This is a genomic window from Variovorax paradoxus (assembly GCF_030811855.1).
Taxonomy (GTDB): Bacteria; Pseudomonadota; Gammaproteobacteria; order Burkholderiales; family Burkholderiaceae_C; genus Variovorax; species Variovorax paradoxus_L.
Map to the genome: position 1 here is coordinate 22,693 of NZ_JAUSRN010000015.1, position 25,369 is coordinate 48,061.

At 65.2% G+C, this 25,369-nt stretch carries 19 protein-coding genes and 1 pseudogene; 9 read left to right on the forward strand and 11 right to left on the reverse strand.

Annotated features, from left to right (window positions below):
* Nucleotides 1-213: 213 nt before the first annotated feature.
* Nucleotides 214-854 (forward strand): annotated as a pseudogene (locus J2X92_RS23700) (aldo/keto reductase).
* Between the two features lie 12 nt (nucleotides 855-866).
* Here the strand turns inward: J2X92_RS23700 and J2X92_RS23705 are convergent.
* From J2X92_RS23705 to J2X92_RS23730, 6 genes are all read right to left on the reverse strand, one after another.
* Nucleotides 867-2,363 (reverse strand): nucleobase:cation symporter-2 family protein, encoded by a 1,497-nt coding sequence (locus J2X92_RS23705; RefSeq protein ID WP_307579340.1) that lies wholly within the window; start codon nucleotides 2,361-2,363, stop codon nucleotides 867-869.
* A gap of 143 nt (nucleotides 2,364-2,506) precedes the next feature.
* Nucleotides 2,507-3,268, reverse strand: a complete 762-nt coding sequence (locus tag J2X92_RS23710; protein WP_307579341.1) for a GntR family transcriptional regulator — start codon at nucleotides 3,266-3,268, stop codon at nucleotides 2,507-2,509.
* A 47-nt stretch (nucleotides 3,269-3,315) separates the two neighbouring features.
* Nucleotides 3,316-4,056: an aspartate/glutamate racemase family protein gene (locus J2X92_RS23715; RefSeq protein ID WP_307579343.1), complete on the reverse strand. Its 741-nt coding sequence runs from the start codon at nucleotides 4,054-4,056 to the stop codon at nucleotides 3,316-3,318.
* Nucleotides 4,057-4,080: 24 nt separating this feature from the next.
* Nucleotides 4,081-5,574, reverse strand: coding sequence for an NCS1 family nucleobase:cation symporter-1 (locus J2X92_RS23720; RefSeq protein WP_307579345.1), 1,494 nt, complete (start codon nucleotides 5,572-5,574; stop codon nucleotides 4,081-4,083).
* Nucleotides 5,575-5,781: 207 nt separating this feature from the next.
* The gene (locus tag J2X92_RS23725; RefSeq protein WP_307579346.1) at nucleotides 5,782-6,267 is read right to left on the reverse strand and encodes a GNAT family N-acetyltransferase; all 486 of its coding nucleotides are present in this window, start codon (nucleotides 6,265-6,267) and stop codon (nucleotides 5,782-5,784) included.
* Between the two features lie 71 nt (nucleotides 6,268-6,338).
* Entirely contained in the window at nucleotides 6,339-7,352 is a 1,014-nt protein-coding gene (locus tag J2X92_RS23730; protein ID WP_307579348.1) for a LysR family transcriptional regulator, read from the reverse strand.
* 72 nt (nucleotides 7,353-7,424) lie between these two features.
* On the opposite strand from J2X92_RS23730, the gene J2X92_RS23735 reads away from it, so the two are divergent.
* Entirely contained in the window at nucleotides 7,425-8,651 is a 1,227-nt protein-coding gene (locus J2X92_RS23735) for an acetate/propionate family kinase (RefSeq protein WP_307579350.1), read from the forward strand.
* Nucleotides 8,652-8,683: 32 nt separating this feature from the next.
* On the opposite strand, the gene J2X92_RS23740 is transcribed toward J2X92_RS23735, so the two are convergent.
* Entirely contained in the window at nucleotides 8,684-10,180 is a 1,497-nt protein-coding gene (locus J2X92_RS23740) for an MFS transporter (protein ID WP_307579352.1), read from the reverse strand.
* Between the two features lie 87 nt (nucleotides 10,181-10,267).
* On the opposite strand from J2X92_RS23740, the gene J2X92_RS23745 reads away from it, so the two are divergent.
* On the forward strand, nucleotides 10,268-11,236 hold the full coding sequence (locus J2X92_RS23745; protein ID WP_307579354.1) for a LysR family transcriptional regulator: 969 nt from the start codon (nucleotides 10,268-10,270) through the stop codon (nucleotides 11,234-11,236).
* A 14-nt stretch (nucleotides 11,237-11,250) separates the two neighbouring features.
* Here J2X92_RS23745 and J2X92_RS23750 read toward each other — a convergent pair whose 3' ends face one another.
* Both J2X92_RS23750 and J2X92_RS23755 read right to left on the reverse strand, forming a co-directional pair.
* Nucleotides 11,251-12,180 carry an SMP-30/gluconolactonase/LRE family protein gene (locus J2X92_RS23750; protein ID WP_307579356.1) on the reverse strand — a complete coding sequence of 310 codons (930 nt, stop codon included), beginning with the start codon at nucleotides 12,178-12,180 and terminating at the stop codon, nucleotides 11,251-11,253.
* A 16-nt stretch (nucleotides 12,181-12,196) separates the two neighbouring features.
* Entirely contained in the window at nucleotides 12,197-15,187 is a 2,991-nt protein-coding gene (locus tag J2X92_RS23755; protein ID WP_307579358.1) for a transglycosylase domain-containing protein, read from the reverse strand.
* Between the two features lie 580 nt (nucleotides 15,188-15,767).
* On the opposite strand from J2X92_RS23755, the gene J2X92_RS23760 reads away from it, so the two are divergent.
* Nucleotides 15,768-17,120 (forward strand): tyrosine-type recombinase/integrase, encoded by a 1,353-nt coding sequence (locus J2X92_RS23760; RefSeq protein WP_307579359.1) that lies wholly within the window; start codon nucleotides 15,768-15,770, stop codon nucleotides 17,118-17,120.
* Nucleotides 17,121-17,223: 103 nt separating this feature from the next.
* Nucleotides 17,224-18,072 carry a hypothetical protein gene (locus J2X92_RS23765; protein WP_307579361.1) on the forward strand — a complete coding sequence of 283 codons (849 nt, stop codon included), beginning with the start codon at nucleotides 17,224-17,226 and terminating at the stop codon, nucleotides 18,070-18,072.
* A gap of 145 nt (nucleotides 18,073-18,217) precedes the next feature.
* On the opposite strand, the gene J2X92_RS23770 is transcribed toward J2X92_RS23765, so the two are convergent.
* Together J2X92_RS23770 and J2X92_RS23775 are read right to left on the reverse strand one after the other, a co-directional pair.
* Nucleotides 18,218-19,246, reverse strand: a complete 1,029-nt coding sequence (locus J2X92_RS23770) for a hypothetical protein (RefSeq protein WP_307579363.1) — start codon at nucleotides 19,244-19,246, stop codon at nucleotides 18,218-18,220.
* Nucleotides 19,236-20,903, reverse strand: coding sequence for an N-6 DNA methylase (locus tag J2X92_RS23775; protein WP_307579365.1), 1,668 nt, complete (start codon nucleotides 20,901-20,903; stop codon nucleotides 19,236-19,238). Before J2X92_RS23775 ends, J2X92_RS23770 begins: the two co-directional genes overlap by 11 nt.
* 253 nt (nucleotides 20,904-21,156) lie before the next feature.
* Between J2X92_RS23775 and J2X92_RS23780 the strand changes: the two genes are divergently transcribed.
* From J2X92_RS23780 to J2X92_RS23795, 4 genes are all read left to right on the forward strand, one after another.
* On the forward strand, nucleotides 21,157-21,873 hold the full coding sequence (locus J2X92_RS23780) for a hypothetical protein (protein WP_307579366.1): 717 nt from the start codon (nucleotides 21,157-21,159) through the stop codon (nucleotides 21,871-21,873).
* A 112-nt stretch (nucleotides 21,874-21,985) separates the two neighbouring features.
* On the forward strand, nucleotides 21,986-22,225 hold the full coding sequence (locus J2X92_RS23785; RefSeq protein WP_307579368.1) for a hypothetical protein: 240 nt from the start codon (nucleotides 21,986-21,988) through the stop codon (nucleotides 22,223-22,225).
* Nucleotides 22,222-22,668 carry a hypothetical protein gene (locus J2X92_RS23790; protein WP_307579369.1) on the forward strand — a complete coding sequence of 149 codons (447 nt, stop codon included), beginning with the start codon at nucleotides 22,222-22,224 and terminating at the stop codon, nucleotides 22,666-22,668. Before J2X92_RS23785 ends, J2X92_RS23790 begins: the two co-directional genes overlap by 4 nt.
* Nucleotides 22,661-24,658: an AAA family ATPase gene (locus J2X92_RS23795; protein WP_307579370.1), complete on the forward strand. Its 1,998-nt coding sequence runs from the start codon at nucleotides 22,661-22,663 to the stop codon at nucleotides 24,656-24,658. The genes J2X92_RS23790 and J2X92_RS23795 overlap by 8 nt, the downstream gene beginning before the upstream one ends.
* The last annotated feature ends 711 nt before the right edge of the window (nucleotides 24,659-25,369 follow it).

Here is a 25,369-nt window from a genome sequence, read left to right on the forward strand (position 1 = left end):
ATCAGTTGAAGGTATGCGGCAGTCCGACCGACGTGCTTCGGCGGCGCCCATGCCTTACGGCCACTTTGCGAAAGATTGCGGCCTCGCATCTGTAGGACTCGGCCCCCCACGCGCGTGATCGGCTGCGTCTCATGCGCCCGCAGTCAATTTTTTCCTCGGGTAACAACTTCGCGCTCCCATGGGGGCGGCTCGTAGGGATTTAGGATGTGCCCGATGCGAACATTGCCTCTTTCAAACTCCGGCGAAATCCCGGTCCTGGGTCTCGGCACTTGGCGAATGGGCGAGGTGGCCAGCCGCCGCAAGGCTGAAGTGGCCGCGGTGCGCGAAGCCATCGCCATGGGCTACCGCCTGATCGACACTGCCGAGATGTACGGCGAGGGCGGCGCGGAAATGGTGGTGGGCCAGGCGCTGGCTGAAGCCCTGCAGGCCGGCGACGTGCGGCGCGACGAACTCTTCATCGTCAGCAAGGTGTACCCGCACAACGCGAGCCGGCGCGGAACGCCCGAAGCCTGCGAGCGCAGCCTGAAGCGCCTCGGCCTGGACACGATCGACCTTTACCTGCTGCACTGGCGCGGCAGCCATCCGCTGAGCGAAACGGCTAATGCCATGCAGGCGCTGGTGGCTCAAGGGCGCGTCGTGCACTGGGGCGTGAGCAATTTCGATCTCGACGACATGGAAGAGCTGACGCAGGTGGTGGGCGAGGGGTCCGGCTGCGCGGCCAACCAGCGGTGCGCAGCAAGCACCTCGAAGAGAACCTCGCCGCCGCTCGGCTGACACTGGACGCAGCCACCCTCGCAGAACTGGATCGGCTGTACCCGCCGCCACGTCGCAAGACACCCCTGGCGATGATCTGACGTGACGGCGCCCTAGTGCGCTTCGGCCTGTTTGGCCGCGTCGATCACGGCCTGCTCGTCGTGCTTCGCGCCATTGAGGAACAGGTTCAGCAGCACTGCGGTGATCGACGCCAGCAGGATGCCCGATTCGACCAGCGAGTGAATCGCATGCGGCATCCACTGTTTGAAGTTGGGTGCGATGAGCGGAATCATGCCGATGCCGATCGACACCGCGACGATCATTGCGTTGTGGCGGTTGGTCTTGAAGTCCACGCCCGAAAGAATGCGGATGCCCGTGGCCGCCACCATGCCGAACATCACCAGCCCCGCGCCGCCGAGCACCACGGTGGGCAGCGATTCGATCAGCGCGGCCATCTTCGGCAGCAGGCCCAGCACGATCAGGATCACGCCGCCGGCCACGCAGACATAGCGGCTCTTGATGCCCGTGACAGCCACCAGCCCCACGTTCTGCGAAAAGCTGGTGTACGGAAAGGTGTTGAAGATGCCTCCGATGAGCGTGCCCAGGCCGTCGGTGCGCAATCCGCGCGCCAAGTCCTTCTGGCCGATCTTCCGGTCGGTCATCTCGCCGAGCGCGAGGAACATGCCGGTCGATTCGATCATCACCACGATCATGATCAGCGTCATCGTGAGGATCAGGATCGGGTCGAACTGCGGCATGCCGAAGTGGAACGGCAGCACCACGTCCACCCAGGCCGCCTTGCCGACTTTCTCGTAGGTCATGAGCCCCGTGATCGAGGCCACCACAGCGCCAATCGCAATGCCCAGCAGCACCGAGATGTTGGCGATGAAGCCCTTCGCATACTTGACGATCAGCAGGATGGACACCAGTACCAACGCCGCCACGCCGAAGCCCGAGAGGTCCGCGTACTTTGGGTTGGGCACCGTCGGCATGATGGCAAAGCCCTTGGGCACTGCGGGAATCGAGCTGCCCGGCGAAGTTACCTCGGCCAGCCACTTCGCGTAGACCGGATCGACCAGCGCCGGCGCCGTCGGGCCCACGGGGTTGCCGAAGATCCAGTTGATGCCCACGCGCATCAGGCTGATGCCGATGACCGCGATGATGGTGCCCGTGACCACCGGCGGAAAGAAGCGCAGCATGCGGCTCACCAACGGTGCGATCAGTATCGACACCACGCCCGCGCCGATGATGGCGCCGAACAGCAGCTGAGCGCCGTTCTGCCCCGGGTTGGCGTTGGCAATGGCGACCATCGGCGCGACCGATGCGAAGGTCACGCCCATCATCACCGGCAGCTTGATGCCGAACCACTGCGTCGCGCCCAGCGCTTGGATCAGCGTGGCAATGCCGCAGCAGAACAGGTCGGCCGAGATCAGCAGCGCGACTTCGTCGGGCGACAGCTTGAGCGCGCGGCCGACGATCAGCGGCACTGCAACGGCCCCCGCATACATCACGAGCACATGCTGGAGGCCGAGGGCTGCGAGCTTGCCCGAAGGCAGGCGCTGGTCCACCGGATGGACTGTCTGAACAGGGGAAGATGTCTGGGCCGTCATCGGTTTGTCTCCTGGCGCTGCAAGGGAGCATGCGTGGACGACGACGCGGCTGGCCGGGCGTCCACAAAGTGTGTACGCCAAACTGTATACAATTTATGCCGCAATCTGGATGCAGGAAAACCCGCATCGCCGCGAGGGCGCCGTCAGGCGAGCAGCGCCTTCACCAGGTCGAGCTGCCGGTCGGGCTTCTCGGTGCCGAGCTCCAGGCTGGCCTCGATGCGCTCCAGGTGCTCGGTCATGCAGGCCACGGCGCCTTCCGCGTCGCCCTTGCGGCAGATGCGCAGAAACTCCGAGTGCTCGTCCGACGAGCAGTGCGGGTCGTTCGACGAGTGGTAGAGCATGGCGATCAGCGAACTGCGCGCCACCAGTTCGCGCACCAGTTCGGCCAGCGTCTTGTTGCCCGTGGCTTCGGCCAGTGCCACGTGAAAATCGCCCAGCACTTTCTCGCGCACGGTGCCCGTGGTGGTGGTCTGGCGCAACGCGGTGCGCTCGAAGCGAATGTGCTGCTCCAGCACCTGGTAGTCGCGCGGCCGCGCATTGGCGATGAACAGGCGCACCACTTCGCTTTCGAGGATGCGACGCACCGCGAACACCTCGCGCGCCTCCTGCACCGTGGGCTGGCAGACGAACGCGCCCTTGTCGGGAATCATCTCGATGAGCTTGTCCTTCGACAGCATGAGCAAGGCCGCGCGGATCTTGGTGCGGCTCACCGAATAGACGCGGCCCAGCGCTTCCTCGCGCAGCCAGGTGCCGGGCGGCAGGCGCTTCTCGACGATGGCGGTGGCGATGTCCTGCGCAATGCTCTCGATGGAGCTGCCCTTGTCGGCGGCGGCTGCGCCGTTCTCGTTAGGAGCGGCGGTGGCGATAGGGGAAGCGGGAGAGGCAGGAGATTTGGCGCGGGGCATGCGGAGATTGTGTCTTAGCGGGCTGGCCGCCGAACCCCGTGCCGCCCCTAGCGTGCGGCCAGGGTAAAACCTTCGAGCGCACCCGTCATGCGCTTGGGCAGGGGACGAGCCAGCTCGCCGCGCTTGCTGGTCTGCAGCTTCAACGCGACCAGCGATTCGACGAGCTTGGTGGCCGCGGCCACGCCGTCGATCACCGGCACGCCGAGCAGGCCGCCGATGTGCTCGCACAGGTCGGTCATGCCGGCGCAGCCGAGCACGATGCAATCCGAGCCGTCTTCGTCGAGGGCGCGCCGGCATTCATCGACGATGCGCTCGCGCGCATTGGAGCCGGGCTCTTCGAGCTCGAGCACCGGCAGCTCGCAGGCGCGCACGTTGGCGCAGAAGCGCTCCATGCCGTAGATCTCGGCCAGGTGCCAGGCCTGTCCCATGGTGCGGCCCAGCGTGGTGACCACGCTGAAGCGGCTGCCCACCATGCTGGCCAGGTGCATCGCGGCTTCTGCAATGCCCACCACCGGGCCGCGCGCGAGTTCGCGGGCGGCCTTCAGGCCCGGGTCGCCGAAGCAGGCGATCACGTAGCCATCGATGCCCTCGCGCTCGCCGGCCGCAATCTCCTGCAACAGGCCGGGTACGGCCAGCGCCTCGTCGTAGTGGCTCTCGATGGAGACCGGCCCCATGGCGGGGCTGACCGCGACGATCTCGGTGCCGGGCTGCGCAACCGCGCGGGCGCAGGCACCGATCTTCTCGGTCATGCTCCAGGTGGTGTTGGGATTGATGATCTTGATGCGCACGGCGCGGTCCTTCTCTTCAGCGTTTCAAGTCTTGTTGTTGCGGTTCAGCAGCACGTAGAGCACGAAGCCCAGCCCCATGCCGATGAACCATGCATAGTTCGCGCCACCACGCAGCGCCGGCACCATCACGCACAGAATCGGCACCAGCGCGGAGGGGATCAGCGCCTGGATCGCCTTCGGGTTGTAGCCGCCGCTGTACCAGTATTCGCCCTTTGGGCTCATGGAGTAGAGCGCGTCCACGTCGATGCGCTGCTTGCGCACGAAGTAGTAATCGGCAATCAAGATGCCGAACAGCGGGCCGATGAACGAGCCCAGCACGTCCAGCGTGTAGTGGATCACCTCGGGGCTGTTGTAGAGGTTCCACGGCGTCAGAAACACCGAGCCCACCGCGGCGATCATGCCGCCGGTTCGCCAGCTGATGTGCTGCGGCGCCACGTTCGAGAAGTCGAACGCCGGCGAGACGAAGTTGGCGACGATGTTGATGCCGATGGTCGCGATCATGAATGTCAGCGCACCCAGCACCACGGCGGTGGTGCTGTCGATCTTGCCCACGGTGTGCACCGGATCGGTGATGAGCTCACCGAACACCGGCAGCGTGGCGGCCGTGGTGATCACGGTCAGCAGCGAGAAGAACACGAAGTTGATCGGCAAGCCCCAGAAGTTGCCCTTCTTCACCGCGTCGAAGCTCTTGCCGTAGCGCGAGAAGTCGCCAAAGTTGAGCATGGGGCCGCTGAAATAGCTCACCACCAGCGCAATGGCCGAGAGCATCACCGGCAGCGCATCCCAGCCCTGGAACTTGATGCCGCCCAGGTTCAGGTCGATGTTGCTCCAGCCCGCCTTCCACACCAGCCAGCCGCAGAGCACGGCCATCACCACATACACGGCAGGACCGGCCCAGTCGATGAACTTGCGGATGGCTTCCATGCCGTGCCAGAACACGAAGGCCTGCAGCACCCACATGATCATGAAGGCTACCCAGCCGAGCGTCGACAAGCCAGCGAAGCCGTGCTGCGCCACGTTGGCATAGGGCGCGAGGTTGGGGAACATGTGCAGCGCCAGCACCATGAAGGCGGCCGATGCGAGATACGTCTGCACACCGTACCAGGCTACCGCGATCAGCCCGCGGATGATGGCCGGGATGTTGGCGCCCAGCACGCCGAACGATGCGCGGCACACCACGGGGTAGGGCACGCCCGTAACCTGGCTCGGCTTGGCCACCAGGTTGCAGAAGAACTGCACGATCACGATGCCCACGAGCAGCGACACCAGCACCTGCCAGCTCGACAGGCCCAGCGCGAACAGGCTTCCGGCCGTGATGTAGCCGCCCACGCTGTGCACGTCGGACATCCAGAACGCAAAGATGTTGTATTGGCCCCAGGTCTGCTTCTTGAGCGGGGCCAGGTCTTCGTTGGTCAGCCGCGGGTGGTAGCCGGGCTTGATCACCGCGTTGGATTCGGTGTGCGGCGCATGGCCGGCTTCGTTGGTGCCCGCGGGGGCTTGGCTGACGACTGTGCTCATGGTCTTTCCTCGTGCGAATGGGATTGAGGGACCGTTTTCCAGCGCAAACGCCGCGCCGGGTATCGGGTGCGTTATTTGTATACAAAAACAGTGTGCAATCAACCCCATCCGGCGATTCATATATCCGTAGATTCCCTGAGGCGCCCCAGGCCGCCGCTGCTGCTCCCCCACCCAGCCTCTCTCACCAGGCCAGTGTTTCGTCAGCCGTCAGGCCGTGGTCCCGTACACGATGAAGCCGTCGTGCGTGGCGACTTTGTCGTAGAGCCTGCGGCCGGCTGCGTTGGTGACGTGCGTCTGCCAGTACACGCGGTGCCCGCCCACGCCCTTGACGTGCGCGCACACGCCCTGGATCAGCTGGCGCCCCACGCCGCGGCCGCGCTCCGACGGAAGCGTGAACAGATCCTGCAGGTAGCAGGTCGGCTCGATGCGCGTGGTGCTGCGATGAAAGAGGTAGTGCGTCAGCCCAACCAGCTGGCCGTCGCGCTCGGCCACCAACGCATGCACCGGCTCATAGGCATCGAAGAAGCGCTGCCAGGTGACCTGCGTGATCTCGTCGGGCAGCGCCGTGGGGCCTTCGCGCTTGTAGAAGGCGTTGTAGCCGTCCCATAGCGGCTTCCATGCAGCGAAGTCGTCTCGCGTCGGCGGGCGGATCAGGAGAGAAGGAGAAGAAGGAGAAGAAGGAGTGGTCGTCATGCGTCGGTTGCCTGCACGTTTGAAAACCTGCGATTGCAACACGACCCGGCCCCATCATGGGCCGGCCATCCTCAGGACTGGGGCAGCAGCCTGTCCGTCCGTTCCGCCGACGTGGTGGCGACCCGCACAACCTCCGTCGCCCTCGAAAGGGTGCACGCGGCTGCTTCGACGGGCGTCATCCGCGGAAACACCGGCGGCTCACCAGTCGCCCCCATCGATTGCTCGAGAAAATCAAGCATCGTGCGCATGGCTGCGCTGTTGTGGCGGCGCTGCGAGTAGGCGGCATACAGCCAGTGATCGTGCGGCATGTGCTCCCGCAGCACCGGCACCAGCGCGCCGCGATCCAGGTGCGACAGCGCGAGCGGCTCCGGCACGTAGGCCACGCCCGCGCCGCGCAGCGCCAGCTCGATGAGCGCGACCGCGTCGTTGGCCTCCAGGCGGCTGTGCACGGGCACGTCGATGGCCTTGCCATCGGTCTCGAAGGGCAGATGGGTGGTGGGCTTGGCCGAATAGCTCAGCACGTCGTGACGTGCCAGGTCTTCCGGCACCCTGGGAATGCCGCGCCGGGCCCAGTAGGCCGGGCTCGCGCAGACCACCATGTCGAACGGGACCAGGCGTCGCACGATCAGGTTCATGTCGTCGATGCGCCCGCCGGTCAGGTGGATGTCGATGCCTTCCTCGATCAGGTCGATCTCGCTGTTGGTGAACACCAGACTCACGTACACGTCGGGATAGAGCTTGATGAACTCCGCGATCACGTCGGAGAGCCAGCCCGCAATGAGCCCGTGCGGCGCGCTCATGCGCAGCCGCCCGCGCGGGTGCGAGGCATGGGCCTGCAGGTCGTTCAGCGTGGCCTCAGCCATGTTCACCAGATCAGCGCTGCGGTCGAGCAGCACCTGGCCCGCGTCCGTCAGGCTCAGCGAGCGCGTGGAGCGGTTGAGCAGGCGCACGCCGCTGCGTTCCTCCAGCTCGGCCACGTAGCGGCTGACGGTGGCTTTCGACATGCCGAGCGAGATGGCTGCGCGGGAGAAGCTGCGCCGGAACGCCACTTCGCGGAATGTTTTAATGAGATCGAGGCCGTCCATTGTGGTTGCATTGTTCCAGTTTCCCGGAACGTGCGTGGCGCGGGGTCTCTGCGGGTCGGTTTAAAGTAAGCCATGGCTGATTCGCTGCTGCCGTTGCTCACGCTGAACGCCGGGTCGTCGTCGATCAAGGTTGCGCTGTTCGATGCGGTCAAGGGCGAAAACAACAGTGCCGCGCTGCCCACCGCCCGATGGTCGGGCCAGGCCGATGGCCTTGGCGCGGGGCTCGAAGCGCGGCTTCGCGTGCACAACGTGCAGGGCGGCACGCTGCACGAAGCCGAGCTGCAAGGCGACCAGCGCTCGCATCAGGGCGCGCTGGCCGCGCTGCTCGACTGGCATGCGCGGCAGGGCGGCGGCGGCCGCATCGCCGCGGTCGGACACCGCATCGTGCATGGCGGCGTGAACTTAATCGAGCCGGTGCGCGCGGACGATGCGGTGCTGGATGCACTGAAGGCGCTCGAGCCACTCGCGCCCTTGCACCAGCCGCACAACATTGCCGGCGTGCGCGCCGCCATGCAGGCCTTTGGCGGCGTGCCGCAGGTGCTGTGCTTCGATACTGCCTTTCATGCAGTGCAGCCTGAGGTGAACCGCCGCTTCGCGTTGCCGCGCGCGCTGCACGATGCGGGCGTGCGGCGCTACGGCTTTCATGGGTTGTCCTACGAATCGATCGTGGCGCAGTTCGCGCAGCTCGCGCCGCAGCTCGCCGAGCAACGCGTGATCGTCGCGCACCTTGGCAACGGCGCGTCGATGTGCGCCATGGCAGAGGGCCGATCGGTCGCGACGACCATGAGCTTTTCTCCGCTTGATGGACTCACCATGGGCACACGCTGCGGCCGGCTCGACGCAGCCGTGGTGCTGTACCTCATGCGCTCGCGCGGCATGTCCACGGGCGAGGTCGAGAAGCTGCTGTTCCGCGAGTCGGGCCTGCTGGGGCTTTCAGGCGTGTCGAGCGACATGCGCGAGCTCGAAGCGTCGAAGCTGCCCGCCGCGGCGGAAGCCATCACGCATTTTGTCGAGCAGGTGGTGCAGCACATGGGCTGCCTGGCTGCGGCGCTTCGCGGTGTCGACGCCATCGTGTTCACCGGCGGCATCGGCGAGAACGCCGCGGCGCTGCGCGAGCGCATTCTTGCCGAGTGCGCATGGCTCGGGCTGGAGGTCGATGCGGCCGCCAAGGCAGCCGGTGCGACTCGGCTGACCACGCCGAAGAGCCCGGTCAGCGCCTGGGTGTTCAAGACCGACGAGGAGGCGGTGATTGCTCGGCACACGGCGCGTGTGCTGCGCAAGCAAGCAGAGCATCCATAGACTTAATGAACATCGCGTGACCTAGGCCGCCTTCATGACGCGGCTTCGAGAAGGCCATCGTTCGCAAGCCCTTCGGGCGGCCGTTTCTGCACCAGCCAACTCGAGGCGATCAACGCAAGAAGAACGGCCACCGCGGCACAGCCGAATACCGATTGCAGCCCATGGCCCAGAGCGGCCGTCACGGCATCCGCCGCGCCGTGTGCCAGCGCACCGGGCGTGGTGAGCTCCTGCTTGACCAGGCGCGTGAGCAGCGCAGCCAGCAGCGCCACACCCGCGGCGCCGCCCAGGCTGCGCAGCATGATGGGCGCTGCCGTGGCAATGCCCATGTGCTGCGCGGGCGACACGCGCTGCGCCACCACCGTGACGATGGGAAAGAGCAGTCCAAGCCCGAGTCCCAGCGGCAACAGCGCGGCCGACAGCGCCAGGGGCTCAGCGGGCAGCCAGCGCAGCACGCCAATCATCAAGCCGAAGGACAGCAACATCAGCACGCAGGCCACGCGCGCCACCGAGATGGCCGGCCGTTGCGCGCGCAGCAACTTGCCGCTGGTCACGGCCGCCACGGTGATACCCGCCATCAGTGGCAACAGGTGCCACGCAGAGCCCGTGGGCGACAGGTGCAAGCCGATCTGCAGGTACTGCGGCAAGAACACCACTGCCGCATACAGCGCAATGCCGGTGGCCATTCCGATGAAGCTGACCGCCGCGTAGGCCGGGCGCGCGAACAGCGACAGCGGCAGCAAGGGTTGCGCGGCGCGCTTCTGCCGCCAGATAAAAGCCAGTGCGAATTTGGCGCCCAACCCCAACAGCAACCACAGCGAAACCGCCTCGGGCAAATTCAGTTGGCCATGCTGGGTCGCCAGCAGCAGCAAAACAAGAGCGGCCGTAAGGAGCACCGCGCCGAGCCAGTCGATGCGCGTGCGCTGCCGTCCCTCTTCCGCAGCCGATGCTTGGGCCGCCATCGGCTTCGAGGGAAGGGTCGATGCCAGCACACCCCACGCCAGCGCGGCGGCTGGAACATTCATCCAGAAAGCCCAATGCCACGACAGGTGCTCCACCAGCGCGCCACCCAGCAGTGGCCCGAACATCGTCGAAACACCATATGCCGCGCCGAGCAGCGCCTGGTAGCGGCCGCGCTGCTCGGGCGCGAACAGGTCGGGAACGGTCAGCATGGTGAGCGTCATCAGTCCGCCGCCGCCCGCGCCTTGCAGTGCGCGCGCAAGCACCAGTTGCTGCACGTCCTGGCTCGCGCCGCAGGCAAGCGAACCGGCCAGGAAGAGGCCAATGGCCAACAGCAGCATCGGCTTCTTGCCGAGCACGTCTGCCAGGCGGCCATACAGCGCAATGACCACCGTCGCGGCCAGCAGATAGGCCGAGAAAACCCATGCGAGCGGCCAGCTTCCCCGGAGTTCGCGCGCAATGACGGGCAGCGCAGTGGAGAGGATGGTCTGGTCGAGTGCCGCGAGGATGAGCGTCAACACCAGCATGGCGAATGGCAGCAGGGGTGAAGAAGAAGTGCGAGAAGCTTTCATGGAACCGATCGATCGAGGGGCAAGGGCACCAGTGTCGGAAGCGGCAATCGTTTTGTACAGTGCAATGTATTGAACATATGATTTCGCATGGCGAACACATACGACCTGAACCTGCTCACTGCGCTCGATGCGCTGCTCTCCACCGGCAGCGTGACAGCGGCGGCCGCGCGCATGAACCTGAGCACGCCCGCGATGAGCCACACACTGGCGCGCATCCGCGAGTCCTTTGGCGACCCGATCCTCGTGCGCGCCGGCCGAAAGCTCGTGCCAACGCCGCGCGCCATTGCGCTGGCAGAACCTGTGCGCGCCTTGCTCGCACAGGCGCAGGCGTTGCACGCACCCGCGGATGCAGAAAGCCTGGCGGCGGTGCGACGGCGCTTCGTCGTGCGTGCACCCGAGGGCATTGCGGTGGTGTTCGGCTCCAGCCTGTCGCATGCGCTGGAAATGGAAATGCCGTTGGCCTCGCTCCAGTTTCTTCCCGAAACCCACGCCGACCCAGGTGCATTGCGCGATGGGCGCATCGACCTGGATGTCGGGAGCTTTCGCGGCACCGATCCGGAAACCGAAACGCAGGTGCTGTCGGAGCAAACGCTGGTGGGCGCGGTGCGCGCCGGGCACCCGCTGTTGAAGGGGCTCAAGAAAACGCCGATGACTGCCCAACGGTATGCAGAGGCGCGCCACGTCGGCGTCACGCCGCGACAAGGCGAGCCTTCGCCAGTGGACACGGCGCTGGCCGTGCTTGGCTTGCAGCGCCAGGTGGCGTTGCTCGTGCCAAGCACTTTCTCTGCGCTGATCGCCGCCTCGCGTACCGAGCTGGTCGCCAGTGTCCCCGAGCGCACCGCACGCGGCATGGCCGACTCGCTCGGCCTCACGGTGTTCGAACTGCCGGTGGCGGTGCAGTCCGAGCCCCTGCGCATGGCCTGGCACCCGCGCCACCACGTCGACCCCGCGCATCGGTGGCTGCGCGAATGCATCCGGCGGCTGTTCAATGACCGGCGCTGGATCGTGCCTTCGGTCGCGTCGCTGACGGGGAGTGCGAAGAAGGGCGTGGTATGAGGCGGCTTCAGGCCTCAACCCTGAAAGTTCAACCGAAGCCCCGGCGTAGGCCAATCGTCAATCGCAATCAGCCGCCCGCTCCCCGACAGGGTGATGTAGGCCGTGCGCATGTCGCGTCCGCCAAAGCAGATGTTGGTGGTGTAGCGGTCGGGCAGCGGTACGTGCTCGCAGGTGGCGCCGTCGGGCGCGACGATGGTGATGCCGCCGTGCAGCAGCGTGGCGACGCACAGGTTGCCCAGCGCATCGGCGGCCATCGAGTCGAAGCGCTGGTAGTGTCCGCCCGGCGATGCGCACAGCATGCGGCCGCCGTGCGGAGAGGGCCAGCCCTCCTTGCGCACGCGCCCCGGCGCGGTGATGTCGAAGGCCCAGAGCCGCGCGCCTTCGGTCTCGGCGTAGTAGAGCGTGCGGCCATCGGGCGACAGGGCGATGCCATTGGGTGTCATCACCGGCCGTGCGATGGCATGCGCGCCGCTGCCGTCGCTGTGGCCGTAGAACACGCCGCCGCGGTCCATGTCGCGCTCGCGCGTCTTGCCCAGGTCGGTGAAGTAGAAGCCGCCTTGCGCGTCGAACACGATGTCGTTCGGCCCGCGCAGCGCGACGCCATCGACGGTGTCGTAGAGCCGCTCCGCGCGGCCCGTGGCCAGGTTCACGCGCTCGATGCGCCCGCCCGAATAGTCGTCGGCCTGGCCCACTGGCCGGTGGCAACCGTCGGCTTCGGTGTGCCAGCGAAAGCCGCCGTTGTTGCATACGTACACAGCGCCATCGGGCCCCAGGGCGGCGCCGTTCGGCCCGCCTCCCAGGTCGGCCACCGCCTGAGCCAGGCCGTCGTGCCGCACGCGCGTGAGCGTGCCGCGGGCAATCTCGACCAGCAGCACGGAGCCGTCGTCCATGGCGACCGGCCCTTCGGGAAACTGCAGGCCGGTGGCGAGTTCGCGGATTTGCATCAATCGATCGATGATGTCAGTCGCCACCGCAGCCGCTGCGCTCCAGCACCGGCAGCAGCTGCGGCCCGAGCGACTTCAGCAGCTGCGTCGGCAGCGCGCTGGTGAAGCGGTAACGCGCGGCATAGGGTTCGTTCACGTAGGCCATGATGGTGCCGAAGTAGCGATCGCCGATCATGAAGACGAAGGTGGCCGAGCGGCTGATCTTGCGCTCCGCCTTCCCGCTGCCGTGCCCATAGCGGTGGTCCCCCGTGCCGGTCTTGCCGCCAATCTCGATGACGCGGCCGTTCGCATCCACCAGCGAGCCCTTCAGGCGCCGCGCCGTGCCGTCTTGCACCACCTCGAAGAGCGCGCGGCGCACCGATGCGGCCACCTCGCTCGGCAGCACCCGCTCGGCGCTCGCGTTGCGTTGCTCCAGCCGCGTTTCATACGGCGTTTCGCGCGCAAAGTGCAGGGCGCCCACACGCTGTGTCGGCCGCCGCACGCCGTCGTTGGCGATGATGCCCATCAGCTCCGCCAAGGCGCTTGGCCGGTCGCCCGAGGCGCCGATGGCGCTGGCGTACGAGGGCGTCAGCGATTCGAACGGATAGCCCACCCGCTGCCACGAGCGATGGATCTCCGCGAAGGCGTCGATCTCGACGAGCTCGCGCAAACGCTTGTCCTGCGCGCTCTTGTGGCGCGTCTTGAAGAGCCAGGCGTAGACCTCCTGGCGTTCGCTCGCGCTGGCGTTCAGCACGTCGGTCAACGTTGCGCCGGGGTGGCTTTTCAGATAGCCAACCAGCCACAGTTCGAGCGGATGCACGCGCGCCACGTAGCCGCGATCGGCAAGCGACAGGCCGGAGTAGGTGGTGCGCATTGCCCGCAATGCGCGAGGCGACGCGGCGCCTCGGCCCGTGCGCTCCACGAGCAGTTCTTCGAGCCGTGCCTCGCTGGCGTCGGGCTCGACGGTGAACAGCGCACTGGCAATGCGCGGCGCCGAGGGCCGAAGGCTGCGCAGCAGCAACGCCTCGGCGTCGGCAGGCTGCAGCCGCTGGTACTTGCGATAGAAGCGGATCAGGTAGGCCGAGCCTTCGCGATCGGCAAAGCGCGCGAGCAGCTCGTGTCGGCGCGGATCCGAAGGGTCTTGCAGCATGCTCTCGGCGTCTGACGCGCCGCCGAACATGCGGTGCCGCACCAGGTCGCGCATCAGGCGAATGAACACCAGGTTGACCGAATGCTTGAAGCCTTCGCGCACCGTCATGAATTCGTTGTTGCGCGAACTCTCGAAATTCTCGAACTGGTGCAGGCCGCCGCCGGTGAAGAAGGCCTCGCCCGGGTTGGCCGAATACTTGCGCTCCATGGCCGCCTCGAGCATGGGCGTGAGACGGCGATCCTTGGTGCGCTGCAGGTATTGCCGCGCCCAAGCGCCCAGCGGATCGCGGGGGCTGGTCTTCAGCGCGGTGAGTTGAGCAGGGCTCATCTCGCCCCATCGGCCATGCAGCTCGGCCACCAGCTCCAGGTAGCTCACCAGCGTGCGCAGCTTGGCGGTGGAGCCAAGGTCCAGCCGAGCGCCCTGGTTCACGTCGAAGGGCTGGTTGATGTTGTCGGCCTGCACGCGCAGCAGGTTGGCCTGGGCGCCGCGCTCGAACAGCGTGAAGCTGTAGATAAGCGGGGCGGGGTTGGCGCCTGGGTCGAGCAGGTGGTGCCCGTACAACCCCGCCGACTTGGCCGCCGCGGGCGCCTGCAGGCTGGTGAGCACCTGCGCCGCGAGTGCCTGCGCCTGACTGTCGAGGCTGGTTTCGGCCTCCATGTCGAGGCGCTCCAGGTCATAGGCGCGCGGCACGTTGAGCAGGGTGGAGATGTGGGTGCGCAGCGCGGTCGCGGCCTTGCGCTGCACAAAGTCGGGCCGGGGGACCGCCGGCAATTGGGGCCGCAGGTGCAAGGGCACGGCCAGCGCCGCATCGCGCAGCACGGTAGAAATCAAACCCGCTTCGGCCATCAGCCGAAGGTAGCTGTCGGTCAGCCGCGCCAGACCCGTGCCGTCGCCCAGCAGGTGCTGCGACGGGCGGCGCTGCGCAATCATCAGCGACAGCGCCTGCTTGAAGGCCTCGGCCTGGCGCCGAAGCGCCTCGGGCGTAGGCGCTGCGCCCTCCGCGTTGTCGACCAGCAGGCGGTTCACCTCGCTGAAATCGCGTCCGTACCAGGTCCACAGGCCGTCGCCCAGGCCGTGCACTTCGCCCATGCTCGGACGCGCGGCCAGCGGCACCGTGTCGAGATAGTCGACCACGATCTGGCGGCGCCGCGCCAGCGTGTCTTCGCCGTCCTGGTAGGCACGCACCGAGGCCGACGCCATCTGGCGCAGCTTCTCGCGAACCGACGTGGTGCGGCCCTGCGGCGAATGGCGGTATTTTTCGATCTGAGTTGCGAGCGTGCTGCCGCCCGTCGCGCTCTGGCCCGGGCTGAGCACCCGCAGCCCTTGCTCCACAGCTGCCTTGGCAAAGCGTTCCGGGTCCAGCGCGGGGTTGCGCTGTGCCGGCTGCGCGTCGAGCAGGTGGCGGTCTTCCACGAACAGCAGGGCGCTGACCAGGAGCGGCGGCACCTCTTCGAAGCGCTCGTAGGCGCGCTGGGGCACCCGCGTGTGCAGCATCGCCGTATTGCGGCAATCGCGCACCGTCAGACCCGCCTGGTTTTTCTCGCGGTAGGGGATAAAAAGCCCGCGCTCCTGAAGCTCGATCAGCCGCGGCGACATGCGCGCCTGACGGGTGACGACGTAGCCCTCAGGCTGCAAGCGCCGGATGAAATCTGGAAGATCGTGATAGCCCATCCGCTCGTCGTACGGTCCGGTATGGGGAAAGCGGATGGCATCGCTCGCACCCGCTTCGACCGTGTAGCCAGCACCCTTGGCAAAGTCGCGCCACAGGGCGGATTGCCATCGGGAGGTCTTCAGCTCGTTGAACACCGCGTACGCGGCGAGCGCACCCAACACGGCGAGCCCGCCGCCGATCCAGAAGACCTTTTTGAACCTTGTCATGCTGCCTCGCACAGTCTTGAACCGGGGGTTCCTCGCTGGCAATGATGCGCTTTCTGCAGCGAATTGGCGCGTAGGCGTGGGGATCTTCTGTGTCGGAGAATTACCTATGGCGGACTATTGCCGCCTTGGAATACAACGCGTTGTTGCGGTGTTTCAGGGGTAACCAAAGGGGGTTTTTGAGCGGGCGTATTGATGAGTTGGCCATCAGACGCTTAGCCCAGCGTGGCTTTCTGATTGAGCCCAACGCGTCGTTAAAGCCGCGCGGCGAACTCCGTGCTCGCGGCTACACAGCTCAAAAACAGAAAAGCCTTGCTATCTGTTCGATAGCAAGGCTTTTTGACTGACTTGGTGCCGGAGAGATGAATCGAACACCCGACCTTCTCATTACGAATGATGGAATAGGTATATTTGCCTGTGTTGAGCTTCGTAGATAAATCGATATAAATCAACGACTTGCGGTAGAATGGCTGGCTGAACATACAGTTGAGCGTTGATCGATATTCCCCAAAATTGGGCGATTTTGGCTACACAGTGGCTACACGGATTCCGGGTGTAGCCACTTCCGACCGGAGCACCGCACATGGCCCGACCGAAGAAAAACGAAGCGCCCGACACCACGCAGCGCGTGAACCTGACCGTTGGCGTCATCGAGCGCTTGACTTGCCGCACCGACCAGAAAGCCCAGGCGTTCCTGCGGGATAGCCAGGTGCCCGGCCTGCGCGTGCGCGTGACGAACACCGGCGCGAAGTCGTTCGTGTTCGAGTCCAAGCTGAACCGCCAGACCATCCGCCGCACGATTGGCGACGTGCGCGTCTGGTCCATCGAGCAGGCGCGTGCCGAGGCACGCCGCCTGGCCGTGGTCTTGGACAACGGACTGGACCCGCGAGAAATCGAGCGCCAGCAAGCCGCCGACAAGGCCGCGCATGCGGCGGCCGCTGCGGCCCATGCCGTCACCGTGGGCGAGGTGTGGCCGCTGTACTTGGAGCATGGCAGGCCCAAGCGCCGCGAAGCATGGAAGCCGCGCTACCTGGCAGACCTGAAGGCAATGGCCGCACCCGGGGGGGTGAAGAAGAAGAGAGGGGAGGGACTGACGCGACCGGGGCCGCTCTCTCCATTGCTCGCGCTGCCGCTGGCGGCCATTAACGAGGACAGCCTGAAGGCCTGGTACGACCGCGAAGCGCTTGCCGGCAGGCACCAGGCGGCTCGCGCCCTGATGATGTTCCGTGGTTTTCTGCGCTGGTGTGCGGGCCGTCCCGAATACCGGGGGCAGACCGACCGCGAGGCCGGCAGGGCCGCCGCGATCGTGGAGAACCTGCCGAGCAATACGCGCCGCACCGACGCGTTGGAGGCCGCGCAAGTGCCCGGCTGGTGGGCAGGCGTGGCGCAACTCGGCAACGGCGCCGCATCGGCCTACCTGCGCGCCTTGCTGCTGACAGGGGCACGCCGCGAAGAACTGGCCGCGTTGACCTGGGCGAACGTGGACTTGCAGTGGCGCAAGCTGACCATCGCCGACAAGGTGGACGCGACCCGCACGATTCCGCTGACGCCGTACCTCGCGCAACTGCTGGCCAGCTTGCCGAGGGTGGGGCCGTACGTGTTCGCCAGCGCCAGCAAGTCGGGCCGCATCGCCGATGCCCGTTCAAGCCACGCCAAGGCGCTGCAGGGCGCCGGCATCGAGGGCCTGACCATTCACGGCCTGCGTCGTTCGTTTTCGCTGCTGGGCGAAGCTGCTGGAGCACCGGCAGGCGCCATTGCCCAGGTCATGGGCCACAAGCCCAGCGCCACCGCCGAGGGCTACCGGCCGCGCAGCGTTGACGCGCTGCGCCCGTTCCTGGAGCAAATCGAGTCGCACATCATGGGTCTGGCCGGCGTGGTGTGTGTGCCTGATGTGGGGCCAGGCATGCTGCGCGTGGTTGGCGGTACTGCCGCCTGAAATTGGCCTATAGCAAGCCGCCGACGGCCAGCTAAGAGCGGTGGTCGCGCCCGGTCGCTCCTCGCCGTTCCTTGTGTCCTAATGCTGCCTACAGGAGCAGGACATGGCACAAGCAATGACAATTCTTTCCGCTATCTGGAGCGTTCTTCAGGCTATCCCCGAAACAGCCTGGACGACGCTCATGGGTTCCGGCCTCACGCTTCTCGGCGTGCTCGTTGCCAACCGCCACAGTCGCAAGCAACTCCAGACCCAGCTTGCCGCAGACGCCGAAGAAAAGGCGAAGCAGCGTCGAGCGGATTTACGCCAGGCGGTGTACCTGGAAGGCGCAGAGGAACTCGTCAAGGCAAACTCAGTGATCGGTGCATTGCCGCAAACAGATTTGTCGCAGGTCAACCCTAGCCATGAACTGAAGGGCTTCTTCGCCTCGATGATCAAGCTGCAGTTGGTCGGTGACCCAAAAACGGCTCGACTGGCCAACGGCCTTGTTAGTTCGTATGGTGAGGTGCTTGGACGAACGATCGTCCAAGTGATGCCGATTCGCGATGCTGTGTCTAACCTCAAGATTCAGGACGACTTGTACGAAGTGCATCAAGTTGAGATCAAACGAATTCTCGCTGAGATGACAGCAAAGAACGAATCGGGCAACCCAGACCTAGAAGCGTTCGAAGCAAAGAACAGGTCACTTGAATTTCACAAGGGACAAGCAGCCAGCGTCGAGGAAAAACGGGTGAGGCTCCGTGAGCTTCATATGTCGCTGCTTCTGGAATTCATGCAGTCAATAGCCTCGACCATGAAAGTGTTGACGATGGAGCTTCTGCCACTGATGGTCGAGCTAAGGCGCGAACTTGATGTCGGCGGAAGCTATGAAGATTTCAAGGAAATGCTCGAAGCGCAAGTGCGCCGCGTGCAGGGAATGCTGGACGGCGTTGCAGCAGGCGTTCAGCCGAGATGAGTTGCCCGGCTGCATGGTGTGCGCTTGGCATGCGCGCTGCGCGTTAGCGTGAACCGCTCGGGCGGCACTGAACCCCGGTCCTTTGATGCGGAGCTCGGGAAGCTGCGCGTAGTCGGTGGTGCTGCTCTGTGAAGTAGACGGCGATTCAGTCCAGGGCGTTCCGGGATTCGCGACGTCTTTTCCGTGCCTCTGCGTGCATATTGACGGGTGTTGCGCCAAGAACCCGATCAACCATCGCCGCCAGGAAGCGGCCAGGTGCGAGTTCCTTGGGTATCTTGTCTTGAAGAATCATCACCTTCGGGAGCTGCAGGAGAGCGCTCTCGACGACATAGTCGGGGTCGTGTGCCGGTGCAATCTCCTCTTCACGTAGTTCCGGTCCGGGCTCCGGTATGGCAGCAGGGGGCGTCTCTTCGCCACTGTCGAGTATCGCGGCAGCGTCCGAATATTCCATCAAAACGACGCACGTGGCATGGTACGCGTCGTCCTCACGTCCGAGCTTGGCCAGCAGGTCGAATAGCCATTCGGCGGTAGCAGGCTCCTTCTGAAGAATGTCAGAGCGTAGGCCGAACATGAAGCCAAGGGCGGCGAGAGGATGCCTCAAACGCAGGTTCTTGGCGTCGCCGTAGGATTCCTCGACTCGGTTGGCAGCGTTCTTGCCGTAAGAGGAATCCATGCGCTTGGTCGAGATCAACAGCTCGGGCCCCGTGGCCCAGTCGGTGATGATTACATCGACCTGCTTGAGGTAGTTCTTGCCAAGAATGTTCGCACTAGCTGCGGTGACGTTCTTAACCGCCGCTTCCTGTGTGATGCGGGCTTCGACGGGAGCCCGCTCCTTGGCAGTCAGTGCTTTCAGCAGGTTCGCAACCGACGCCGGAAGGATGCGCGGATGAATGGGGCGCGGCCAAACCTGGTCGCGGCCAAAGCCTGCGCGTCGCAGCTCGTAGCTCAGCCAGACGTCCAGGGCCAGCGCGGGCACCCCGGTGCGAGTGTCGGCTTTGAGATAAAGAGGAACGCCGAGCAGTTGGGCAAGGGTCGTGTAGTCCGGCTCGTAGCGAAGCTCGCCGTCCAAGCCCATGAGCCAGGGATTGCTGTGAAGCCCGTTGTCGGCGGCACGCGCAACGATTCGATCAAAGAGCTCCCAGGCTTTCGCTTTCGCGTTTGGTTCAGTGGCCACTGGCAGCCCTCGTTGTGCGGCGGTGGGCGAACTCTGCACGCGCCTGCCGAATATGCTTGATTTTTTTTGCCGATAACTTGCTGTACTGGACGAGTACAACGTTGTCCACGACCTCAACGGCGTCGAGCAGCTTGCCTGCGCGAAGCAGGCTGGCGACCTGTTCCTTAACGGCGCGAAGCGCCCCGGCGCAAGCCAAGATCAAGGCGGGCGAGGGTACGGCCCATACGTCGGCTTCTTTCGGCTCGATCTTCAGGATGCCTCCTCCGTAAGCGCGACCCACCATCTCCGCGTGCAGCAGCGTGATCGAATTCAAGCTCGCCAGCGGCAGCAGCTCGCGACCGAGTTCACGGTATTTGCCATCCAGGTAGATGCCGTGCACCGAATTGAGGTGGCGCGCCCCGGCCTCGTTTGTTGTAAGTCGAGGTGTGTCGGCGTTCATGCAGGTCAACAGCAGGTCGGCCGCCGAGACGAGCGGCACTCGATACCAGGTTTTGCGGACGCGGCACTTGTAGGCAGTGTCGACACCGGTCCGGTGGCCATCTTCGATGTACGCCGCAGCCTCAGCCGAGGGCTGGTCGCTGGGATAGAAGAGATAGGTGGCATGCCCCTGCCGGCCGAGCGAGGTGAGCATGGCGTCGGAAAGCGTTAGGCCACGCAAATGAGAGCTCCCAGGTGGCGAGAGGCGCAACAACTCGTTGCGGCGCAGGCCGAGTTCCTTTACGCGCTGCGGCGAGAGCGTGAAGTATTTGTTGTTGCCGGTGACGATGCCGAGGGTGGTGTCGCCCCACGTCTCGAGGCTTGTAAACAGGCCGCGCTGAACTGCTGCGTGCAGCGACTTGACGGCATCTGGATCTACGAGGCTGCTGGTCCACTTGCCCGCTGGGTCAGTCGGCGTCCAGGGCTGCCCCGCGCCAAGAAACGCGAGATTTGCAGCATTCTTCGCCTGGCGGATGACTGCGTGATTCGCGGGACCCTCCAGGTAACCGTCGGCAAGGAGCAGCACGACGTCGGCCTCGGCCTCCGAAAATACCTGCTCGTCGAAGAGCACGAGCTGCACGTCGCGAAAATGGTTGAACAGGAAACGGCGCACGGGGGCCGCATAGTTCACCGACAACAACTCGGCGGGGAGCACAAGCCCGAGCCGGCCCCCTTGCTTTAAGAAAAGTGCAGAGTGAATTGTGAAGGCCGCCCAGCTGGACGCGAGACCGGTCAGCGACACACCACCTCTGAGGGCGGCAGCGCGAGACCGAGCACGGGACTCGCCCGCGAAGTCTTGGTAGCGAATGTAGGGCGGGTTGCCGATGACCGTGTCGAAGACCGGCTCAGGTTCGACGAGGAAGAAGTCGCTGTGCCGGATGTGTGGTTCGCCACCTGCCTCCTGCACGCGTTGGCCGCTAACCTCTGCGCTGTGCGCATGGATTTCGACACCGTGTACGGTCGGGCACGCATCCGGGTCGTGCGAAAGCTCGCGAAGACGGGCCACGGCAGCGACCAGGAAGGCGGCATCACCGGCGGAAGGCTCCATCACCAAGTCGTCGGCGGTGCGAATGGCCCAACTGGAAATGAAGCGGGTGATCTCGTCGGGAGTGAAGAAAGCGCCCCGCTCCTTGCGAAGCGCGGGCGTGTCGTTCGGGAGAATAGAGCGCACGAGGGTCACTCGCACATTCTACGCAGCCCCCGGAAAGGTTTTACGATGGCAAGACACTGGGCCGCTCGCTTTCTTTTCACGTGCTCACGAGCGCATAGAGGGCGTGAAATTGGAGCATGGCCGACATGCCGTTCGCGGCGGAGCGTCCGGTAAGCTGCGCGTCGTGAATTGATTTCGCCCGAGCTAGGCCACCAGGCCGAACAGCGGATTTTCCTGCCCGCTTGCCGGAGCTTCTAGGTCAGGGTTGCATCGGGGGAGTGTGATGGACTATTTGCCCAAGCTCGCGACCATCGAACAAGCGTGCGCTTGGCTCCACGCGAAAACCGGGGGCATCTGGATTCTGGCGCGCCTGCTGGAGATGGGGCTCACGCCGTGGTTCTGGCTTGATTACACCCCCACGGCACCTTCGAAGATTTTCAACGGTCGATTCGAGGGCTATCTGGCGCCCATGGTGTTCGCAGGCGACACGCACCGTCTGGAGGCTGACGGGGCCGACGCGCTTGTGAACATCACTCGCACGTCTGAAGGAGAACTGCTCAAAATCGAGCCCGGAATGCGCGTTCCGTTGTCCGAACTGCGATTCAAGCGCGAAGATTTGCAGAATATCGTCGAAACGCTTCCCCAACCCGCGCCCGAGGTCGCCGCGATTCCGGACCGTGGTATCGACCTCGGCATGCTGGCGACCCGCGAGGAGTTGATTGAGGCGTTCGGTCGATTCGTCGGCATGGATATGTCCTGGTTCGACAATCTGGAAGACACGCCGAAGCTGAAAGCCGCCCGCAAGGTGAAGGGCCAAGGAGGCAGGGGCCGTACCACCGTGCCCCTGTTCTGTCCCTACGAGGTCATGCAGTGGCTGATGTCGCCTACCAGTCGCAAGGTGCGCCGTCAGCTGGGCGACCTGACGGCATGGCAACAGCTCGAAAGATACTTCCCCAAGGTCTACGCGGCTTATTCAGTCGGTGACCCCCGCACCGATTGACCGGGGCAAAACGGCTTTTGACCAGGGTTCACCCGTCGCTCTGGCCAGGGATTCCCAGTGAAATTGACCGGGGCTCGTAGTCCGCAATTTACCCCGGCATCGAAGTGCAGCCATGTTCAACAACCCGAGGGGTTACGAAATGGCTGCAAAGATCGTTCAACCGGTGGCACTTGAGCGCGAGACCCGCGCCACGTTGCCGACGCCCGAAGCCGCGTTTCATCTGAATCGCGCACAGCAAACGCTTCGCCTTTGGGCAATGCGCGAGGACGGCCCGCTGCGTCCCATCCGCATCAATGGCCGGCTGGCTTGGCCGGTATCTGAACTGCGCCGGGTGCTGGGGGTGTCGGCATGAAGGCCGAACTTGACCGCCTCGCCGCTGCGGTTTTGGCTCTCCATCATGAGGGTGCGGCTTCATGGAACGCTCTGAAAAAATCGGGTGACCCCAGCAAGGAGTACAGCGCTTTCCAGGATGCACATCAACGCGACTCCAACGTTGTTGTTGAATTTTTGGGCACTGAGAATCCGCGCCATCTGCGCGTGATCGACGCGCTGCTCAAAAACCCACAGACGCGCAAGGCGATCGACATGTGGGGCGGGTGCAGCAACGGCCCAGAACTCGTGGCCGAACTGCGCCGCCGCGGGTTGGACATTCCGTGCGACAAGGTGCCATGCATCGACCGTGACGGGTTCGAGGTGAAGCGCGGCGTCTATCACCTCACCGCCGCCGACCGCCGCAAGATTGGCCGCTGGTTGGTGCGGCGCGGCAAGACTGTCGAGCGAGGGTCGAATGCTTGACGGGCACACAGTCGACCGTGCCCGCGACGCGCTGTACGCCATTCCTGCCGACCTGCGCCGCGAGGAATGGGTGCGCGTCGGCATGGCCGCCCAAGCTGCGGGGCTCGACTCCGACGACTTCAACGACTGGAGCGCGCAGGCGGCCAGCTACGACGAGCGCGACGCCCGCGCTGCCTGGCGCAGTTTCACGCCGGGCGCAGGTGTCGGGGCTGGAACCCTGTTCATGATGGCTGCAGAGCTTGGAGGATGGCGCCTCAATGACAAGCCCCGGCACAGGCCCGCACAAGCCCCCAGGAAGGTCGCAGAGCCGCCGCGCAAGTGCAGTTCAGGCATGAGCCCTGCCGAGGTGTGGAGCCGCTGTGAACCCGCGAACTTGGGGCATCCCTACATCGAGCAGAAGCAAGCCGCCGGAGTGCCGCTGGGTGGCCTGCGTGTGCTGCCCGCTGGCGACCCGTTGCGCATCGCTGGCGAGAGCATGGCCGGTGCGCTGGTAGTGCCCGTGCTTCGCTTCGATGGCACGCTGTCGAGCCTGCAGTTCATCGCGCCGCCCGAGGTGGCCGCACGATTGAAGGTGCAAGGTAAGCCGGGCAAGCTGAATCTGCCGGGTGCCAGTGTCGAAGGCTGGTTTACGGTGGGCGAGCTTGTGCCCGGTGGCGTGGCGTACGTGTGCGAAGGCATCGGGCAAGCGTGGGCCGCATGGAAAGCGACCGGAGCCGCTGCCGTGGTGTGCTTCGGCTGGGGCCGTGTGCGTGCCGTTGCTGCTGAACTTCGCCAGCGCGACGCATCCACCCGGTTGGTGCTGGTGCCCGATGCGGGCAAGGAACGCGACGCCGAAGCCATCGCCCGCGATGTGCGCGCCGCCGTGGCCTGCATGCCCCAGGGCTGGCCGAATAACAGCGATGTGAACGACTATGCATTGCGTGAAGGGTTCGACATGCTGGCCGACCTGCTGGAGCACGCCGCCGAGCCCGCACCGCTTGAACCGCGCTTCAAGCTGCTGACCGCCGCAGAACTGCGCGACTTGCCGCCGCTCGCATGGTGTGTGCGTGGTGTGCTGCCTGCCGTGGGGCTTGCGGCGCTGTTTGGCCCGAGCGCATCCGGCAAATCGTTTCTCGGGTTCGATATGGCCTGCGCCATTGCGGAGGGCGCCCGCTGGTTCGATTGCCGCGTCGAGGCTGCGCCTGTGGTCTACGCCGCGCTGGAGGGCGAAGCTGGCTTCAAGCTGCGCGCCCAAGCATGGGAGGCAAGCCGGAGCCGTTCGCTGCCTGCCGGCCTGCGCATGATGCTTCAACCGTTCAGGCTGACCGAGCCCCAGGACGTGCAAGACCTTGCCGCGGTGATACCTGCTGGTGCTGTCGTGTTCGTCGACACATTGAACCGCGCCGCGCCGACCGCCGACGAAAACAGCAGCCGCGACATGGGCGAAATTCTGGAGGCTGCCAAGCGCATGCAATCCATGACCGGGGGGCTGGTGGTGCTGGTCCACCACACGGGCAAGGACAGCACGCGGGGCCTGCGTGGGCACAGTTCGCTATTCGCTGCGATGGATGCCGCCGTGGAGGTCTCACGCGATGGCGACCGCCGCGAATGGAAGGTAGCGAAATCCAAGGACGGGCAGGACGGCGGCGCGCATCCGTTCAAGCTGCGGGTGGAGACGCTCGGCATTGATGCACACGGCGACCCGATGACATCGTGTGTGGTGGAGCGCACCACTGCCGCCCAAGAGGTGCGCGCAGTGAAGCTGCCCCAGGGGGGCAATCAGCGGTTGGTGCTGGAGGCGCTGCGTCCGATGTTCAAGGACGGGACCACGGGCAAGCCGGGAGCGCCGCCGCTGTGCCCCTGCATCGAGCTGGAGGCCGCCATCGCTGCCGGCGCTGCAAAGCTATCGTGCCCGACCGACAAGCGCAACAGTCGCACCAGAGACGCAATCACGGGCCTCGCGTCTCGTGGAGTGCTGGGCTTGCACGAGGGGTGGCTGTGGCTGGTGTGAGTCTCCGAAATTCTCCGTTTTCTCCGTTCCCGGCGAGTTCCGGAGTCTCCGAAATTCTCCGCTCCCCCTATAGGGGGGAGGAGGTTTCCGGAGGGAGTTTCCGGAGGAGGTGCTATGGCTGATTTATTCGGTCTGGAGCAACAACTGAGACACGTAACGGCTGGCCCGAAGCTGCCCGCGTTGGTGGAGGTATTGAAGGCCCCGCGCACTCACGCTGCCGCAGCGGGGGCGGAGCGCACCACCGTCCACCGGGCCCGTGAGGCAGAATCGGTCCGCAGCACCCTCGGCACCGCATCAGAACAAGCCGTCGGGCTCGCCGGAGGACTGGACGCATGAAGTTTTGCCCCTATTGCGGGACGCAGCTTGTGGCTGGCGACGGTCAGTTCTGCCACGCGTGCGGGCGTGAGCTGCCGACGCAGCGCGACGATGTCACTGGCGCCCAGCCCGCTTTTGCCCCGCCCCCTGTCGCTCCGTCTCAGTTCGCCGAGCCCATTCCTGCCACGTCCATGCCCGGTTCCGGCGAGGTGTTACCGCCCGAGCCGCCGCGCCCGGCCGCAGTACGGAGTTCATCGCTTGCAGGCTCCGGCTGGACGACTTTGTCGCCCTGGTTTTGGCTGGGCTGCCTTGGGCTGGCAGGCCTTTTCTATGTTTACGTAGGATTGCGGCTCGCCGGCCACCGGTCCCTGACGGTGGCCTTTTGGGCCCTCGACA

What these genes read in the sequence shown, in the direction of transcription:
- J2X92_RS23750 (WP_307579356.1), bottom strand. Translation starts at nt 12,180, where the DNA reads ATGCAAATCCGCGAACTCGCCACCGGCCTGCAGTTTCCCGAAGGGCCG.
- J2X92_RS23785 (WP_307579368.1), top strand. Translation starts at nt 21,986, where the DNA reads ATGTTCAACAACCCGAGGGGTTACGAAATGGCTGCAAAGATCGTTCAA.
- J2X92_RS23735 (WP_307579350.1), top strand. Translation starts at nt 7,425, where the DNA reads ATGGCTGATTCGCTGCTGCCGTTGCTCACGCTGAACGCCGGGTCGTCG.
- J2X92_RS23730 (WP_307579348.1), bottom strand. Translation starts at nt 7,352, where the DNA reads ATGGACGGCCTCGATCTCATTAAAACATTCCGCGAAGTGGCGTTCCGG.
- J2X92_RS23710 (WP_307579341.1), bottom strand. Translation starts at nt 3,268, where the DNA reads ATGCCCCGCGCCAAATCTCCTGCCTCTCCCGCTTCCCCTATCGCCACC.
- J2X92_RS23780 (WP_307579366.1), top strand. Translation starts at nt 21,157, where the DNA reads ATGGACTATTTGCCCAAGCTCGCGACCATCGAACAAGCGTGCGCTTGG.
- J2X92_RS23720 (WP_307579345.1), bottom strand. Translation starts at nt 5,574, where the DNA reads ATGAGCACAGTCGTCAGCCAAGCCCCCGCGGGCACCAACGAAGCCGGC.
- J2X92_RS23745 (WP_307579354.1), top strand. Translation starts at nt 10,268, where the DNA reads ATGGCGAACACATACGACCTGAACCTGCTCACTGCGCTCGATGCGCTG.
- J2X92_RS23790 (WP_307579369.1), top strand. Translation starts at nt 22,222, where the DNA reads ATGAAGGCCGAACTTGACCGCCTCGCCGCTGCGGTTTTGGCTCTCCAT.
- J2X92_RS23795 (WP_307579370.1), top strand. Translation starts at nt 22,661, where the DNA reads ATGCTTGACGGGCACACAGTCGACCGTGCCCGCGACGCGCTGTACGCC.
- J2X92_RS23765 (WP_307579361.1), top strand. Translation starts at nt 17,224, where the DNA reads ATGGCACAAGCAATGACAATTCTTTCCGCTATCTGGAGCGTTCTTCAG.
- J2X92_RS23760 (WP_307579359.1), top strand. Translation starts at nt 15,768, where the DNA reads ATGGCCCGACCGAAGAAAAACGAAGCGCCCGACACCACGCAGCGCGTG.
- J2X92_RS23755 (WP_307579358.1), bottom strand. Translation starts at nt 15,187, where the DNA reads ATGACAAGGTTCAAAAAGGTCTTCTGGATCGGCGGCGGGCTCGCCGTG.
- J2X92_RS23740 (WP_307579352.1), bottom strand. Translation starts at nt 10,180, where the DNA reads ATGAAAGCTTCTCGCACTTCTTCTTCACCCCTGCTGCCATTCGCCATG.
- J2X92_RS23705 (WP_307579340.1), bottom strand. Translation starts at nt 2,363, where the DNA reads ATGACGGCCCAGACATCTTCCCCTGTTCAGACAGTCCATCCGGTGGAC.
- J2X92_RS23725 (WP_307579346.1), bottom strand. Translation starts at nt 6,267, where the DNA reads ATGACGACCACTCCTTCTTCTCCTTCTTCTCCTTCTCTCCTGATCCGC.